The 15,728-nt window shown below is 73.6% G+C and carries 11 protein-coding genes; 7 read left to right on the forward strand and 4 right to left on the reverse strand.

Features of this window, described 5'->3' with window-relative positions:
- Nucleotides 1-165 precede the first annotated feature (165 nt).
- Entirely contained in the window at nucleotides 166-1,170 is a 1,005-nt protein-coding gene (locus tag ACFY2L_RS30410; RefSeq protein WP_390658870.1) for a Gfo/Idh/MocA family oxidoreductase, read from the reverse strand.
- Between the two features lie 117 nt (nucleotides 1,171-1,287).
- Between ACFY2L_RS30410 and ACFY2L_RS30415 the strand changes: the two genes are divergently transcribed.
- The 5 genes from ACFY2L_RS30415 to ACFY2L_RS30435 all read left to right on the forward strand — a co-directional run bounded on the left by ACFY2L_RS30415 (nucleotide 1,288) and on the right by ACFY2L_RS30435 (nucleotide 9,490).
- Nucleotides 1,288-2,037 carry a GntR family transcriptional regulator gene (locus tag ACFY2L_RS30415; protein ID WP_390658995.1) on the forward strand — a complete coding sequence of 250 codons (750 nt, stop codon included), beginning with the start codon at nucleotides 1,288-1,290 and terminating at the stop codon, nucleotides 2,035-2,037.
- Between the two features lie 262 nt (nucleotides 2,038-2,299).
- Nucleotides 2,300-3,448 (forward strand): ROK family glucokinase, encoded by a 1,149-nt coding sequence (locus tag ACFY2L_RS30420; RefSeq protein WP_390658869.1) that lies wholly within the window; start codon nucleotides 2,300-2,302, stop codon nucleotides 3,446-3,448.
- Nucleotides 3,449-3,535: 87 nt separating this feature from the next.
- A complete protein-coding gene (locus ACFY2L_RS30425; protein WP_390658868.1) occupies nucleotides 3,536-4,129 on the forward strand; it encodes a sugar kinase in 594 nt (197 codons plus the stop codon).
- Nucleotides 4,130-4,214: 85 nt separating this feature from the next.
- Nucleotides 4,215-7,055 carry an SNF2-related protein gene (locus ACFY2L_RS30430; protein ID WP_390823983.1) on the forward strand — a complete coding sequence of 947 codons (2,841 nt, stop codon included), beginning with the start codon at nucleotides 4,215-4,217 and terminating at the stop codon, nucleotides 7,053-7,055.
- Nucleotides 7,056-7,132: 77 nt separating this feature from the next.
- Entirely contained in the window at nucleotides 7,133-9,490 is a 2,358-nt protein-coding gene (locus ACFY2L_RS30435; RefSeq protein WP_390823984.1) for an SWIM zinc finger family protein, read from the forward strand.
- A 165-nt stretch (nucleotides 9,491-9,655) separates the two neighbouring features.
- Here ACFY2L_RS30435 and ACFY2L_RS30440 read toward each other — a convergent pair whose 3' ends face one another.
- On the reverse strand, nucleotides 9,656-10,333 hold the full coding sequence (locus ACFY2L_RS30440) for a CBS domain-containing protein (protein WP_390823985.1): 678 nt from the start codon (nucleotides 10,331-10,333) through the stop codon (nucleotides 9,656-9,658).
- 24 nt (nucleotides 10,334-10,357) lie between these two features.
- Entirely contained in the window at nucleotides 10,358-10,786 is a 429-nt protein-coding gene (locus tag ACFY2L_RS30445) for a Crp/Fnr family transcriptional regulator (RefSeq protein WP_390658994.1), read from the reverse strand.
- A 308-nt stretch (nucleotides 10,787-11,094) separates the two neighbouring features.
- Between ACFY2L_RS30445 and ftsH the strand changes: the two genes are divergently transcribed.
- Both ftsH and ACFY2L_RS30455 read left to right on the forward strand, forming a co-directional pair.
- Entirely contained in the window at nucleotides 11,095-13,050 is a 1,956-nt protein-coding gene (ftsH, locus tag ACFY2L_RS30450; RefSeq protein WP_390823986.1) for an ATP-dependent zinc metalloprotease FtsH, read from the forward strand.
- 49 nt (nucleotides 13,051-13,099) lie between these two features.
- Nucleotides 13,100-13,630, forward strand: coding sequence for an HPP family protein (locus tag ACFY2L_RS30455; protein ID WP_390658863.1), 531 nt, complete (start codon nucleotides 13,100-13,102; stop codon nucleotides 13,628-13,630).
- Nucleotides 13,631-13,870: 240 nt separating this feature from the next.
- On the opposite strand, the gene polX is transcribed toward ACFY2L_RS30455, so the two are convergent.
- Entirely contained in the window at nucleotides 13,871-15,598 is a 1,728-nt protein-coding gene (gene polX / locus ACFY2L_RS30460) for a DNA polymerase/3'-5' exonuclease PolX (RefSeq protein ID WP_390823987.1), read from the reverse strand.
- Between the last annotated feature and the right edge of the window lie 130 nt (nucleotides 15,599-15,728).

A 15,728-nucleotide genomic window follows, 5' to 3' on the forward strand; every position in this document is an offset into this window, starting at 1 on the left:
GGCGGGGGGGGGGGGGGGGGGGGGCCCCCCGGGGGGGGGGGGGGGCGCGGGGGGGGGGGGGGGGGGGGGCCCCCCCCCCCGCCCCCCCCCCCCCCCCCCCCCGGGGGGGGGGGCCCGCGGCTGGACCTGGTGGCGTCGTGTGCCGTGACGTCGCGTTGTGGCGCCTCACGCCCCCCGGATCTCCGTCAGCGACACCGCCCTGCGCTCCCGGCGCGAGACGTCGCACGCCTCCGCGATCCGGAAGGCCTGCAGCGCCTCGCGTCCGTCGCAGGGGTTGGCGCGCTCGCCCCGCACCACTTCCACGAACGCGACCAGTTCCGCCTCGTACGCGGGCCCGAACCGCTCCAGGAAGCCGCCCCAGGGCTTGTCCGCGGCCGGGGGACCGGTGGGCTCGGTGGAGGCGATCGGCGTACGGTCGTCCAGGCCGACCACGATCTGGTCGAGCTCGCCGGCCAGCTCCATGCGGACGTCGTAGCCGGCGCCGTTCAGCCGGGTCGCCGTGGCGGTGGCGAGAGTGCCGTCGTCCAGGGTGAGGACCGCCGCCGCGGTGTCGAGGTCCCCCGCCGCCCGGAACATCGCGGGACCGGCGTCGGATCCGGTGGCGTACACCTCCCGCACCTCGCGCCCGGTCACCCAGCGCAGGCAGTCGAAGTCGTGGATGAGGGCGTCCCGGTAGATCCCGCCGGACACCGGCAGCCACTCGGCGGGCGGCGGCGACTGGTCGGAGGTCAGCGCCCGCACGGTGTGCAGCCGCCCGAGCCGGCCGGACCGTACGGCCTCCCGGGCCCCCGTGTAGCCCGCGTCGAAGCGGCGCTGGAACCCCATCTGAAGGATCGTTCCCGCGGCCTCGACCTCGGCGATCGCCTGTAAGGTCCCCGCCAGGTCCAGGGCGATGGGCTTCTCGCAGAAGACCGGCAGGCCCGAGCGTGCTGCCCGACCGATCAGTTCGGCGTGGGCCGAGGTCGCCGTGGTGATCACCACCGCGTCCACGCCCCAGCGGAAGATCTCGTCCACCCCGGGGGCGGCCGTCTCGCCCAGCCGCAGCGCGAGCTCCTGAGCCCGCGCGGGGTCCGCGTCCGTCAGGATCAGGGATCCGACCTCGCGGTGACGGCTGAGTGTGTTCGCATGAATGGTGCCTATGCGGCCCGTCCCGATGACCCCGATGCGCATGAAAACAAAGTGACGTCGCAGGCCGCACGATGTCAATGCGTATGTCCGGACAACCGAACTACACAACTTCCCGTCAACAGCGCACGGAGCTACGCTCGGCGGGTGCCGAAACCAGAAGTGGACCCGACCGCGCAGCTCGAACTCCGTGTGGACCGCAGCTCCCCGGTGCCGTTGTACTTCCAGCTGTCGCAACAGCTGGAGGCCGCGATCGAGCACGGATCGCTCACCCCCGGCAGCCTCCTGGGCAACGAGATCGAGCTCGCCGCGCGGCTCGGTCTGTCCCGTCCGACCGTGCGCCAGGCGATCCAGTCGCTCGTCGACAAGGGCCTGCTGGTGCGCCGCCGGGGCGTCGGCACACAGGTCGTGCACAGCCAGGTCAAGCGTCCGCTGGAGCTGAGCAGCCTCTACGACGACCTGGAGGCGGCCGGGCAGCGTCCCGCGACGACCGTCCTGGTCAACACGGTCGTTCCCGCGTCCGCCGAGGTCGCCGCCGCCCTCTCGGTCGCCGAGGGCAGTGACGTGCACCGGGTGGAGCGGCTGCGGCTCGCGCACGGCGAGCCGATGGCGTACCTGTGCAACCACCTTCCCTCCGGCCTCCTCGACCTGGACACCGGGCAGCTGGAGGCCACCGGCCTGTACCGCCTGATGCGGGCCGCCGGGATCACCCTGCACAGCGCCCGCCAGTCCATCGGCGCCCGCGCCGCCACGCCCGCCGAGGCCGAGCGGCTCGCCGAGGACGAGGGCGCCCCCCTGCTCACCATGCAGCGCACGACCTTCGACGACACCGGCCGGGCGGTGGAATTCGGCGACCACATCTACCGTCCCTCCCGCTATTCGTTCGAGTTCCAGCTGCTCGTACGGTCCTGAGGGCTGCCGTACGAGCCTGAGGGCCGGCGTGCGGTCCTGAGGGCCGTCCTCCCCGGCCGTTCCGGTCGTATTGTGCGGACAAACACGGGTGCGATTTCCGCCACGGGGCGGCCGCCCCCGGCGGCGCGGGGCCGTACCGGTCCGCGCCCGCGCCGCGTGGGCGCGACCCGTCACGACGCCCCCGCGGGCGGCATTGGTCCGGAACCGCCCCGTTGATGCCCCGCTCGGCGTAGGACGCGGCGGTGAGGCAGAATCGGCGGCGATGAGCACCTACGGCAACTTCAGCGCCCCCATCGGCTCCCGGCGTGCCCCCGCCCTGCGGACAGTGGGCACCAGGGAGCGCCGCTCGCACCTCACGGCACCGCGCGTGCCGACGGTGGGCATCGACATCGGCGGCACCAAGGTGATGGCGGGCGTGGTCGACGCCGACGGCAACATCCTGGAGAAGGTCCGCACCGAGACGCCGGACAAGTCCAAGAGCCCGAAGGTCGTCGAGGACACGATCGTCGAGCTGGTCCTGGACCTGTCCGACCGGCACGACGTGCACGCCGTCGGCATCGGCGCGGCCGGCTGGGTGGACGCCGACCGCAACCGCGTCCTGTTCGCGCCCCATCTGTCCTGGCGCAACGAGCCGCTCCGGGACCGCCTCTCGGGCCGGCTCTCCGTGCCCGTCCTCGTCGACAACGACGCCAACACCGCCGCCTGGGCGGAGTGGCGCTTCGGCGCGGGCCGCGGCGAGGACCACCTGGTCATGATCACGCTGGGCACCGGCATCGGCGGCGCGATCCTGGAGGACGGCCAGGTCAAGCGCGGCAAATACGGGGTCGCGGGCGAGTTCGGACATATGCAGGTGGTGCCCGGCGGCCACCGCTGCCCGTGCGGCAACCGCGGCTGCTGGGAGCAGTACAGCTCAGGAAACGCCCTGGTCAGGGAGGCCAAGGAGCTGGCCGCCGCCGACTCCCCGGTGGCGTACGGGATCATCGAGCACGTCAAGGGGCAGATCGGTGACATCACCGGCCCGATGATCACCGAGCTGGCCCGCGAGGGCGACGCGATGTGCATCGAGCTGCTCCAGGACATCGGCCAGTGGCTCGGCGTCGGCATCGCCAACCTCGCCGCCGCCCTCGACCCGTCCTGCTTCGTGATCGGCGGCGGGGTGTCGGCCGCCGACGACCTGCTGATCGCCCCCGCGCGGGACGCGTTCAAGCGCCAGCTCACCGGGCGCGGCTACCGCCCCGAGGCCCGGATCGTCCGCGCCCAGCTCGGCCCCGAGGCCGGCATGGTCGGCGCCGCCGACCTCGCCCGCCTGGTCGCCCGCCGCTTCCGGCGCGCCAAGCGGCGCCGCGTCGAGCGCTTCGAGAGGTTCGAGCGGTTCACCGAGGCGGCCCGCCGCACCCAGGACACGGCATGACCCCCGCACCACCCCGCACGACCAGTACGGCCCGCACGACCAGGGACACCGCATGACCGCACCGCTCCGCACGGCCGGGGACGCCGGATGACCGCCTCGCTGCCCCGCCAGGCCGCGCCCCCCGACGAGCCGTCCCGGCCGCCGGAGGACCGCCGTCATGTGATCCGGCGCCGGGCGCTCACCCTGCTGATCATCGTGCTGCTCATCGGCGTTCCGGCCGGCTACCTGGTGATCTCCGCCAACCAGAGCCGCGACAGCGGCAAGGACAAGGAGGCGAAGTACTCGGCGACCGGCCTGACCGAGGGCTGGCCCTCGAAGGTGCAGCGCCGCCTCTACCAGGTGCCGGTCCCGCACCCCTCCAACCAGGTCGCCTACTACGAGACGAACAACTGGAAGACCAGCCGGCTCTACGTGCAGTTCCAGACCACGCACGCCGGCCTGGACCAGTTCCTCGCGCAGATCGGCGTCAGCCGCGACGACCTGAGGAAGGGCGACATCACCATCAGCGCCCGCGACCAGGACGTCACGGGCTGGCGGTTCAGGGGCCCCGGCGCCCGCAAGGGCGAGTTCGCCGGCATCGTGCGCGAGAAGAAGAACCCGACGCCGACCCTGGACGTCGTCGTGAACTACGGCAACCCGACCTACCCCTTCGTCTACGTCGTCTCGCGCACGGTTCCCTGACCGGCCGCCGGGACCGATTGTCAGACCCCGCCCGTAGAGTCGAAGACGACTGGACCGGCATGCGGGCGGGAGGTGGACAGGGCGTATGAGCGACAGGGCCGCGGTGGAACAGGCGGGCGTCCCGGTGCGTCTCGCCGCCGTCTTCCTGCCCGCCCCCGTCCCGCGCGAGGGCCGCGTCGCCTTCTGGGACCCGCAGGACGACCCGCTCCCCGATCCGCCGGCCGCCGAGGCCACGGAGCTGACCGTCGTCCGCCCGCACGGCGCCTCCGTCCGCCGCCGGCAGGCCCCCGCCCTGGTGCTGCCCCTCGACCGGGCGCTCCCGCTGCTCGTGCGCGCCCGCCGCGACCCCGCCGCCCACCCCGCCACCGCCTGCTGGGGCGCGGCCGCGCTGCACGCGCTGGGGCTCACCGCCCGCGGCCGCCTGCTGCCCGGCCTGACCCCGTCCGGCCACGACGCCTGGCGGGCCGGCCCCCTGGACCCGGAGGACGTCGCCCACCTGCGCGCCGTCGCCGCCGCCCTGCCCCACGAGGGGCACGCCGTCCCGCTGCCCGGTCCCGGCCCGCTCCGGCTGCCCCGGCCGGAGGCCCTGATGCGCGCCTTCCTGGACGCCGTGGCGGACACCCTGCCGCGCACCCCCGCCGCGCCGTACGCCGCAGGCAAGCCCTTCGCCGACCGCCGCCCGCAGCGGCTGCCCGGCGCGCACGACTGGGCGGCGGAGGTCGCCGCCGGCATGGACGCGGGCGTGCGGATCTCGCTCCGCCTCGACCTGTCGGCGTACGACATGTTCGACGTGTCCGACGACGGCGGGCGGGTGCGCGGCGCGGGAGCCGCGATCGTCCAGGTGCACAGCCTCGCCGACCCCACCCTGGTGACCGACGCGGCGGCCCTGTGGGCGGGCGAGGCGGACGCGGCGTTCGGCCCGCGCGCGCGGGTGGACGCGGCCCTCGCGGTGCGGCGCGCGGCACGCGTGTGGCCGCCGCTGTCCCGGCTCGCCGAACAGGACGCGCCCGACGTGCTGGCCCTGTCCGAGGACGAGCTGAGCGACCTGCTCGGCGTCGCGGCGACCCGGCTCGCGGCGGCCGGGGTCGCCGTGCACTGGCCCAGGGACCTGGCGCAGGACCTGACCGCGGCCGCGGTGGTCCGGCCCGCACCCGGTTCGGCGACCGACGGCACCGGCTTCTTCGAGAGCGAGGAACTGCTGCAGTTCCGCTGGCAGCTGGCGCTCGGCGGCGACCCGCTCGGCGAGGCCGAGATGGACGCGCTGGCCGAGGCCCACCGCCCGGTGGTGCGGCTGCGCGACCAGTGGGTCCTCGTCGACCCGGCCCTGGTCCGCAAGGCCCGCAAGCGCGAACTGGGCCTGCTGGACCCGGTGGACGCCCTGTCCGTCGCGCTCACCGGCACCGCCGAGGTCGACGGCGAGACCGTCGAGGCGGTCCCCGTCGGCGCCCTGGCCGCCCTGCGCGACCGCCTCACGGCCGGGGTGCGCCCCGCCGCGCCCCCCGCCGGCCTGCGGGCCACCCTCCGCGACTACCAGCTCCGGGGCCTGGCCTGGCTGGACCTCATGACCTCGCTCGGCCTCGGCGGCTGCCTCGCCGACGACATGGGCCTCGGCAAGACGATCACCGTCATCGCCCTCCACCTCAAGCGGGCCCGCACCGAACCGACCCTCGTGGTCTGCCCGGCCTCCCTCCTGGGCAACTGGCAGCGCGAGATCACCCGATTCGCGCCCGGCGTCCCCGTCCGCCGCTTCCACGGCCCCGACCGCAGCCTGGACGGCCTGACCGGCGGTTTCGTCCTCACCACGTACGGCACCATGCGCTCCGCCGCCGCGACGCTGGCCGGACAGCCGTGGGGCATGGTCGTCGCCGACGAGGCCCAGCACGTGAAGAACCCCTACTCGGCGACCGCGAAGGCGCTGCGGACGATCCCGTCCCCCGCGCGCGTGGCCCTCACCGGCACCCCCGTCGAGAACAACCTCTCCGAACTGTGGGCCCTGCTGGACTGGACGACCCCCGGACTCCTCGGCCCGCTGAAGTCCTTCCGCGCCCGCCACGCGCGCGCCGTGGAGAACGGCGAGCACGTCGAGAACGGCGAGGCGGTGGAGCGCCTCGCCCGCCTGGTCCGCCCCTTCCTGCTGCGCCGCAGGAAGTCGGACCCCGGTATCGTGCCCGAACTGCCGCCCAAGACCGAGACCGACCATCCGGTGCCGCTCACCCGCGAACAGGCCGCGCTCTACGAGGCGGTGGTGCGCGAGTCGCTGCTCGCCATCGAGACGGCGCAGGGCATCGCCCGCCGGGGCCTGGTGCTGAAGCTGCTGGGCGCGCTGAAACAGATCTGCGACCACCCCGCCCTGTACCTGAAGGAGGAGACCGCCGCCGTCGGCGACCGGCTCGCCACCCGCTCCGGCAAACTCGCCCTTCTCGACGAGCTGTTGGACACCCTCCTCGCCGAGGACGGTTCGGCGCTCGTCTTCACCCAGTACGTCGGCATGGCCCGGCTGATCACCGCCCACCTGGCCACCCGCGCGATCCCGGTGGACCTGCTGCACGGCGGCACACCGGTCCCGGAGCGCGAACGGATGGTGGACCGTTTCCAGAGCGGTGCCACCCCGGTCCTCGTCCTCTCCCTCAAGGCCGCCGGCACCGGCCTCAACCTCACCCGCGCCGGCCACGTCGTCCACTTCGACCGCTGGTGGAACCCGGCCGTGGAGGAACAGGCCACCGACCGCGCCTACCGCATCGGCCAGACCCAGCCCGTCCAGGTCCACCGCCTCATCACCGAGGGCACGGTCGAGGACCGCATCGCCGAGATGCTGGAATCCAAGCGCGCCCTGGCCGACGCCGTCCTCGGCTCCGGCGAGTCCGCCCTCACCGAGCTGACCGACCGCGAGCTGACCGACCTGGTGCGTCTGCGGAGGGAGGTGTGATGGACGAGCGGGAGCAGCGAGGGAACACCCCGGACGGGACCGGGGCAGACGCGGTGACGCGAGCGGGGGAGACCGTGGTGAGCCGAGGTGAGGAGGTCCCGGTGAGCGGGGCGGGCGAGGGTGGCGCGGAGAGGCCCGGGGAGGGTGCGGGCGACCGTCCCGCCGACGCGGTGCGTCGTGCCCTGCGCGCGGCACGGGAGCGGGGGAGCGGGGCCGAGGGCGTGCCGCCGGGGGAGACCGACGAGGCTTCGGCGGGGCGTTCGGTGCGCGCCGAGCCGCCACGAGGCGATACGGCCCCCGGCGCAGCCCTCGCCCACGGCAGGGTCGCCGGGTCCGCCGACGCCGCCCACGCCGGTGCCGAGGCCGTCCCCGGGTCTTCCGGTGACGCCGAGCCCCGCTTCGGCACTTCTGGTCCCCGTCCGGGCGAGACCGCCCCCCGGCCCGCGGACGCCGCCCGCGCGGCCCTGCGGCGAGCACTCGGCGCCGCCACTCCCGCCGCTGCGGAGCCCGCCCCGCCCACACCGGCAACACCCGCTCCGGCAAGCCCCGCGCCGAGGAGCGCCACCCCGGCCACGCCCGCCTCCACCCCCACCGCCCACACCTCCACCCCCGACACCCCCACGTCCGCGGCCCCCGCGTCGAGCACTCCCGCGCCGAAGCCCGCCGCTGTGGGCGCCCGCCCGGCGGACATCGCGCGCGAGGCCCTGCGGGCCGCCCGGGCCCGGGCACGACAGGACGCGCCCGACGCACCGCCGACGGACGACGGTCCCGGTCGCACCTCGCCCCGTGCCGCCGCACGACCCGGCCCTTCCGCCGCCGGCGACGCGACCCTCGGGCGCCGCGGCGCCGGCACCGCGCGAGGCCGGGGTGCCGGTGACCGTGTCGCTCGCGAACGCGCCCGCGACGTACGGGAGTTCCTCGCCGATGCCTTCCGTATGCCCGCCGAGGACGCGCCCGAGCCCGCCGAGCCCGCCGAGGCCACCACCTCACCCGCGCCCGACGGCGCGGCGCGGCAGCAATCCGAACCCGAGCCCGCCCCCGACCCCGCCGCCCACCGGACCGCCGCCGACGCGCGCCCCGCCCCTGCCCCCACCCTCGCCCCCGCCCCGGAACCCCGCACCACCCCCGGCCCGCCCGCCTCCCCCCGCTCCATGGCCGCCCCCTCCCGTGACGGCGAGCACCGCCGCACCTTCCCCGCCTTCCCGCCCCTGTCCGCGACCGGGGAGGAGGACGAGCCCCGGTTCGCCGAGACCTGGTGGGGCCACGCCTGGGTGGCCGCCCTGGAGGAGGGCGCGCTGGACGTCAAGAGGCTGGCCCGCGGCCGGGGTTACGCCCAGCGGGGGCATGTGGACGCCATCACCGTCACGCCCGGACTCGTCCTGGCGTACGTGCAGGGCAGCCGTCCCCGTCCGTACCGCGTGCAGGTGCGGTTGCGGACGTTCGGGGACGACGACTGGGAGCGGTTCCTGGACACCGCGGTGGAACGCCCCGCGCACATCGCCGCGCTGCTCGACAAGGAGATGCCCGAGTCCCTCGCCGAGTGCGGGGTGCCGCTGCTGCCCGGACCCGGCGAGCTCGACCCGCACTGCAGCTGCCCCGACCGCGCCCACCCCTGCAAGCACGCGGCCGCCCTCTGCTACCAGACGGCGCGACTGCTGGACGCCGACCCGTTCGTCCTGCTCCTGCTGCGCGGCCGGGGTGAACGCGAACTGCTGGACGCGCTGTCCCGGCGCAACGCCACCCGTGCGGCCCGCGCCGCCCAGGAGCAGGAACCCGCGCCGCTGCCGGGCGTCCGGGCCACGGAGGCCGTGGCCCTGAGCCGGCGTACCCAACTCCCGCCGCTCCCCGCCCCGTTGCCCGTCCCGCCGCACCCCGGGCAGCCCCCGGCCTACCCGTCCGCCCCGAACGGCCCCGACTCCTTCGCCCTCGACCAGCTCGCGTCCGACGCCGCCGCCCGCGCCCACGCCCTGCTCGCCACCGGCCACGACGAGATCGGCGAACTGACCCTCTGGCAGGACGCCGTACGGCTCGCCGCCGCCCGCCCCGGCTCCGGGCTCACCGCGGCGAGCCGCTCCCTCTACGCGGCCCTCGCCTCCGCCGCCGGCCGCACCCCGTCCGAACTGGCGCGCGCGGTCGCCGCATGGCGGCAGGGCGGCCCGGACGGCCTCATCGTCCTGGAGGAGTCCTGGGACCCCCCGGCGGGCCGCTTCGACCGGGCCCGCCCCCTCCTCCTCTCCGCGGACCTCCCCGCCTTCCGCCCCTGGCGCAACCACCTCACGCACCCCCGCGGCCACGTCCAGCTCCGCCTCGGCCGCGACGGCCTGTGGTACGCGTACGAGTCGGAGCCCGGCCACGACGACTGGTGGCCGCGCGGCACCCCCGACTCCGATCCGGTGGGCGCGCTGACCGGCCTGGGCGGCACCGACGAGCTGTGACCACCGCACCGCGCCGGTGCCCCGGGCGACCGTCGGCGCGCGACGTACGCGCCCCGCCACCACCGTCCTCGAGCGCGTGCAGCGGCTCCGGCGTGCTCTGGGAACCGACCGCCCCTGCGACCGGGCCCCCTCCCACCCTGATCGCGGGGCCGCACGGCCCACCCCTCATGGCGCGCCCCCTGGTGCAGCCGGCCTGGCGGACTCGCCGGTGAGTCGGGGCTCGACGTCCACGACGCCCTCCACGGCGCGCACGAGGCGCACGGCGACCGAGATGAGCGAGGTGTCGCGGATGTGTCCGCGGAGGGTGACGACTCCGTCGTGCACGTTCACGTGGATGGTGTGGCTGAAGGCCGGGAAGAGGTAGGAGACCACGGTCCGGCGGACTTCCTCCTCGATGTCCTCGTCCGACCGCAGGAAGACCTTCAGCAGATCGGCGCGGCTGACGATGCCCTGGAGCATGCCGATGTCGTCGACCACGGGCAGACGCTTGACGTGTTGGACGGCCATGATCCTGGCGACCTGGGCCAGGGTGGCACCGGGGTGGACCGTGATGGCGGGGGTGCTCATGAGTTCTGCCGCCGTCGCTGCTCCGGCCTTGGCTACATCGGACAGACGCCCGCGTTGCTCGAGGAGGCTCGGGTCGCTGTCACGGAACTCCTCCTTGGGCAGCAGGTCGGCTTCGGAGACGACGCCGATCACGCGCCCCTCGCCCTCAAGGACGGGCAAGGCGCTGACTTTCCACTGTTCCATGGTCCGGACGATCTCCTTGAAGGGCGCGTCGCGTCCGACAGCCACGACCGTCTGAGTCATCACATCGCTAACGATGTGCGGGGTCTGCGGCACTTCGAAGCACCTCGTCTCGCCTTGTCAGGGGATCTCGCCCGCACCGTGGGGGGCGTACAGGTCGAGCAGTCGCACCCGGGCGGACCTGAGCCGGCGCGCGAGCACCCCGGATACGTAAGTGCACAGCTCGTGATCCAGCCCCGGGTCCTTCGCGCACATCTCGCGCACCGCCGCCGCGTCGAACTCGTAGGCCCGGACCGGGCTGCCCGCCTCGGCCCCCAGATGCCATTGGTGGGGAGGGACCAGCCAGGACCAGCCCAGCAGTTTTCCGGCACCGAGGGTCTCGATGACCGCTGCCTGTCTGCCAGGTACCTGAAGGTCGAGAACGACCGTGCCCGTGTGGATGATCCAGAAGCGGTCGGCCGTGCCGCCCTCGTCGAAGATGCGCTCGCCTGCCTCGAACGACACCTCACGAGCGTGTGACATGAGCTGCTCGCGATGCTCCTTGGTCATGGCGCCGAAAACGCCGGTCCTCGCAACCACGATCGCCGTCCCTTCCCCGCGACCTCGAAGCGGAGGCGGGCTCCTGTCCGGTCACGGACGTCTCAGCACGCGGCCGACGCAGAGCCCGGCGGGGAGCGGGACCCCCGCGGCGTCCTGCTCCCGGCCGCATGACTCCACCATCGCCGCAAACCGGCGTGGCGCAACCCGGGCGCCCGTGGGTCCGGTCCTGCCGACGGCGGAGAAAGAGCCGATCCTGGAACTGGGACGTCCGCCTGCGGTCCGCGCCTCTTCGCGTCCTCCCCCGAGGGAGCCGTCCGTTGATCACATCAGTCCGTCTGCCGGGACGGCATTCGTCCCGCTCGGCCAAGCCCGGGCCGCCCCATGAGCCGCCCAGGCCGTCGGCGCCTTCGCCCACGCCTTCCTGGGCGCGCTGGCTGCTGCCCCTCGCCACGTTGGTCCTGCTGCTCGTGGTGCTGACACGAACCCCGTCCCAGCACGGCGCGTCGCTCTCGTACAGCGATTTCGTCGGCAAGGTGGGCGGCGGTCAGGTCAAGACGGTCGACATCAACGACAAGGGCGCCATCAAGGGCAGCCTCGAGAACGGTACGAAGTTCACCACGCGGATACCCACGGCCCTGGACAACAGCCGCCTCGAACAGCAGCTGCGGTCCAAGAAGGTGGAGATCACAGCGTCCCGGAGCAGCAGCGGCAGCCCGCTCGGAACGCTGCTGGTGCTGTTCCTGCCCTTGCTGCTCATCGTCGCCCTGTTCGTGTGGGCCCGCCGTCAGGCGGCCCGGACACTGGGCGGGGGGCTCAGCGCCATCGGGCGTGCCCGCGCCAAGATCATCGAAACGGAGCGGCCGACCACCCGTTTCGAGGATGTCGCCGGCTACGAGGGGGTCAAACAGGAGATCAGCGAGATCGTCGACTTCCTGCGCCATCCCGAGCGCTATGCGATCGCGGGAGCCAAGGGGCCACGAGGCGTGATCATGGTGGGTCCGCCGGGTACCGGCAAGACCCTCATCGCCCGCGCGGTGGCGGGCGAGGCAGAGGTCCCGTTCCTGTCGGTGACCGGCTCGGCGTTCGTGGAGATGTTCGTCGGCGTCGGGGCCTCACGGGTGCGTGACCTCTTCGCGGAGGCGCGCAAGCGGGCGCCGTCGATCGTCTTCATCGACGAGATCGACGCCGTCGGCAGCCGTCGCGGCGGGGCTTCCCGGGTCGGCGGCAACGACGAACGCGAGCAGACCCTCAACCAGCTCCTTGCCGAGATGGACGGCTTCGACCAGGCCAGCGGCATCGTGGTCCTGGCCGCGACCAACCGGCCCGAGACCCTCGACCCGGCTCTGCTGCGCCCGGGCCGCTTCGACCGGCATGTGACCGTGCCGTTGCCCAACCAGGGCGAGCGGGCGGCGATCCTGGCCGTCCACGGCCGTGGCAAGACCCTGGCACCGGACGTCGACTGGTACGTCGTGGCCCGGGCGACACCGGGCTTCTCCGGTGCGGACCTGGCCAACCTGGTCAACGAGGCCGCCATCAACGCGGTCCGGGCGGGTGGTGCCGTGATCGACGCCCAGGATCTCGACGAGGCCCGCGACCGGTTGCTGCTCGGGCGGCGGGAGTCCACCAACGCCCTGCTTCCGGAGGAACGGCACTCCGTCGCCGTCCACGAGTCGGGACACGCGCTCGTGGCGGCCCTGTGCGAGCACGCCGACCCGGTCGCCAAGGTCACCATCCTGCCCTCCGGGCCCGCGCTGGGCGCCACCGAGCAACTCCCCGAAGCCGAAAGGCACCTGTACAGCGAGAGCTATCTGATCGACTCGCTCACCGTCCGGCTCGGCGGACGGGCGGCCGAACTGGTCGTCTTCGGCGAGGGCTCGACCGGCGCCGCCGACGATCTCGCCGGAGCCACCCAGATCGCCGCTCGCATGATCCGCGAGTTCGGCCTGTCCCCGGCCCTCGGCCCCGTCGGGTACGGCTCCGGAGCCCCCCACTACCTCGGCGGCGAAAGCCCCGAAGAGGCGCTGCAGCGGCCCTATTCCGAGCAGACCCAGCGGATCGTCGACGAGGAGACCGGCCGCCTGGTGCGGCAAGCCGAGAAACGTGCGGTGGATCTGCTGCGTGACCACCGGGCCGCGCTGGACACCCTGGCCGGCCTGCTCACCACCCGCGAGACCGTCGACGGGTCCGTGGTCCTCGACGTGCTCCGTCAACAGCCACCGCGGCAGGACGGTCACCCACCCGCCGCGGCAGGGAAACCGACGTCCTCCTCGTAACGCCGCGGAGGACGCCCGCGCAGACAGGAAGGCACGGAGGGAGGCGGCCATGGAACACCAGCCAGGGGCGGTCCACGACGAGCAGGAGGTCCTGGCGCGGACGGTCGCCGCCGTGATGCGCACGGCTGTGGTCACGATCGCTGTGGATGAAACCGTACTCGTGGCCTGGGAGTTGCTGGAGCGATCCGGCTCCCGTCACCTTCCGGTCGTGCACCCGGACGGTCGCTGTGCCGGCCTGCTGGACAGGGCCGACGTGGCGGTCGCCTGTGCGGCACCGGCTGTCTCGCTGTCCGGCCTGCGTGTGGGCGACCTCCTGCCCGGCCACAGACCGGCGCTCATACACGTGGAGCAGACCGTGCGGCACGCGGCCGATCTCATGGGCTACACCGAACTCGACGCGCTCCCGGTACTGGAGGAGGACGGGCGTCTCGCCGGGGTGCTGACCGCGTCCGACATCGTCGCGACCCTCGCCGGCCACCCGGTACGAGAGGAATCCGCCGGCACACGGCCGCAAGCTCCGCCCACAGTGCTGCCCGGGCTGCCGCCCCGCCGGGGCCACCGCGGAACGGCGGTTCCCTGACCGCCCACCACGGAGGCACGCGGTAAGCCTTCTCCCCACGCCCACGCGCCGGAAGGGCATTGCGCAACTCGTCGATCACGCATGAACGTCGGCCTCGGCGATTCGTCGAGGCCCGGGCAGGTTCCGACGGGCGGGCGGCCACCTGCGGTGACGACCTGTCCTTGATCACGACGCACACGTACGGCGCGGACACCCGCTGATCCACGAGTTCGCCTGGTACGCACTCACCCGTGCCACCGGTCATGCCGCCCGGTTCCCGCGCAGGAACCCGCGCAGTCTCCGCAGTGGCCATGTGTTGATCACATCGTCGGGGGTGAGCCATCCGCGCTGTGCCGTGCCGATTCCGTAGCGGAGGTACGCGAGGGTGGGGACCGAGTGGGCGTCGGTGTCGATGGCGAACTTCGCCCCGTGACTCCTGGCGCGGAGGATGTCCTCGTCGCCCAGGTCGAGGCGGTCGGGCTGGGCGTTGATCTCCAGTGCGGTGCCGGTGCGGGCGCAGGCCGCGAACACCTCGTCCCAGTCGGCGTCGATGCCCGGACGTCTGCCGATCAGACGGGTGGTGGGGTGGCCGATGACGTTGACGTGGGGGTTCTCGCAGGCGCGGACGATCCGCCGGGTCATCGCCTTGCGGTCGAGGTGGAAGTGGGAGTGCACCGAGGCCACGCAGATGTCGAAGCCCTGGAGGAACGCGTCGGGCCAGTCGACCTCCCCGTCGGGGCCGATGTTGAGCTCGGTGCCGTGCAGCAGCCGCATCCGGCGGTGCCTGCCGTCCAGTGACCGTAGCCGTTCGCGCTGGGCGAGGATCTTCTCGTCGGTCATGCGCTCCATGTACAGGTTCGGTGCGTGGTCGGTGATCGCGTAGTACGCGTATCCGCGCTCGGCGGCCGCCGCCACCATCTCCTCCAGCGGGGCGAGGCCGTCGGTGAGGTCGGTGTGGGTGTGCAGGTCACCGCGGATGTCCTGTGCGGTCACCACCTCGGGCAGCTCGCCGCGCAGGCCGGCTTCGATCTCGCCCCGGTCCTCGCGCAGCGTGGGTGGGATCCAGGGCAGGCCGAGCCTGGCGTACACCTCGTCCTCGGAGCGGGAGGCGACCCTCTTTCCGCCGTCGGTTTCGGACAGGCCGTACTCGGAGAGCTTCAGCCCCAGGTGGACGGCGATGGTGCGGGTGCGGATGTTGTGCGCCTTGGAGCCGGTGAAGTACTGGAGGGCCGCGCCCCACGATTCCGGCGGTACCACGCGCAGGTCGACCTGGAGTCCCCCGGCGGTGCGGATCGAGGTCTTCTTCTCGCCGTGGGCGATGACCTCTGCGGTGGAGGGCAGTTCGGTGAGGGCGTCCATGAAGGGGGCCGACCGGTCGGCGGCGACGAGGACGTCGATGTCGCCGATGGTCTCCTTCATGCGGCGCAGCGAACCGGCGTATGCGCAGTTCCCACAGCCGGCGACCCGGGAGAGTTCCGCGACGACGTCCTCGGCGGACTCCATGGCCGTGCTCAGCGGGATCCGCTCTCCTGCCTGCTGCAGGAGGGCGATGCCGTGCAGGATGTTCGCCTCGGTCTTCTCCCCGAAGCCCTTCAGGTCGCGCAGCTTCTCCGCCTTGATGGCGTCGGTCAGCTCGTCCACCGAGGAGATGTGCAGATCCTGGTAGAGCGCCATCGCCTTCTTGGGGCCGAGGGTGGGGATGGCGATCAGCTGCCGTACCCCCGCGGGGATCCTGGCCCGCCTCTCCTCGACCACGGTGACCTTGCCGGTGCGGAAGTACTCGATGACCTTCTCCGCGATCGACCTGCCCACGCCCGGGATCTCCTTCAGACCCGCGACGTCGAGATGGGAGACATCGGCCGGGTGGCCGCCGATCGCGCGGGCGGCCTTCTCGTAGGCGCGCGCCTTGAACGCCTCGCCTCCGGTGATCGCGATGAGATCCGCGTACTCCTGAAGGAGTGCCTCGACCTCCTCGTTGGGTCGGACCACGTCTCACAGTCTAGGAACCGACCTGTCCGGCATGCCAGTTGAGGGCAGGTGCCCGGCGGCACCACGACCGGACCCAGGTGGTCACACCTCAGGCAACGCGGTCCGGCATCGCTTTCGCTCGTCCCCGGGA

This window comes from Streptomyces sp. NPDC001381 (assembly GCF_042895685.1).
Taxonomy (GTDB): domain Bacteria; phylum Actinomycetota; class Actinomycetes; order Streptomycetales; family Streptomycetaceae; genus Streptomyces.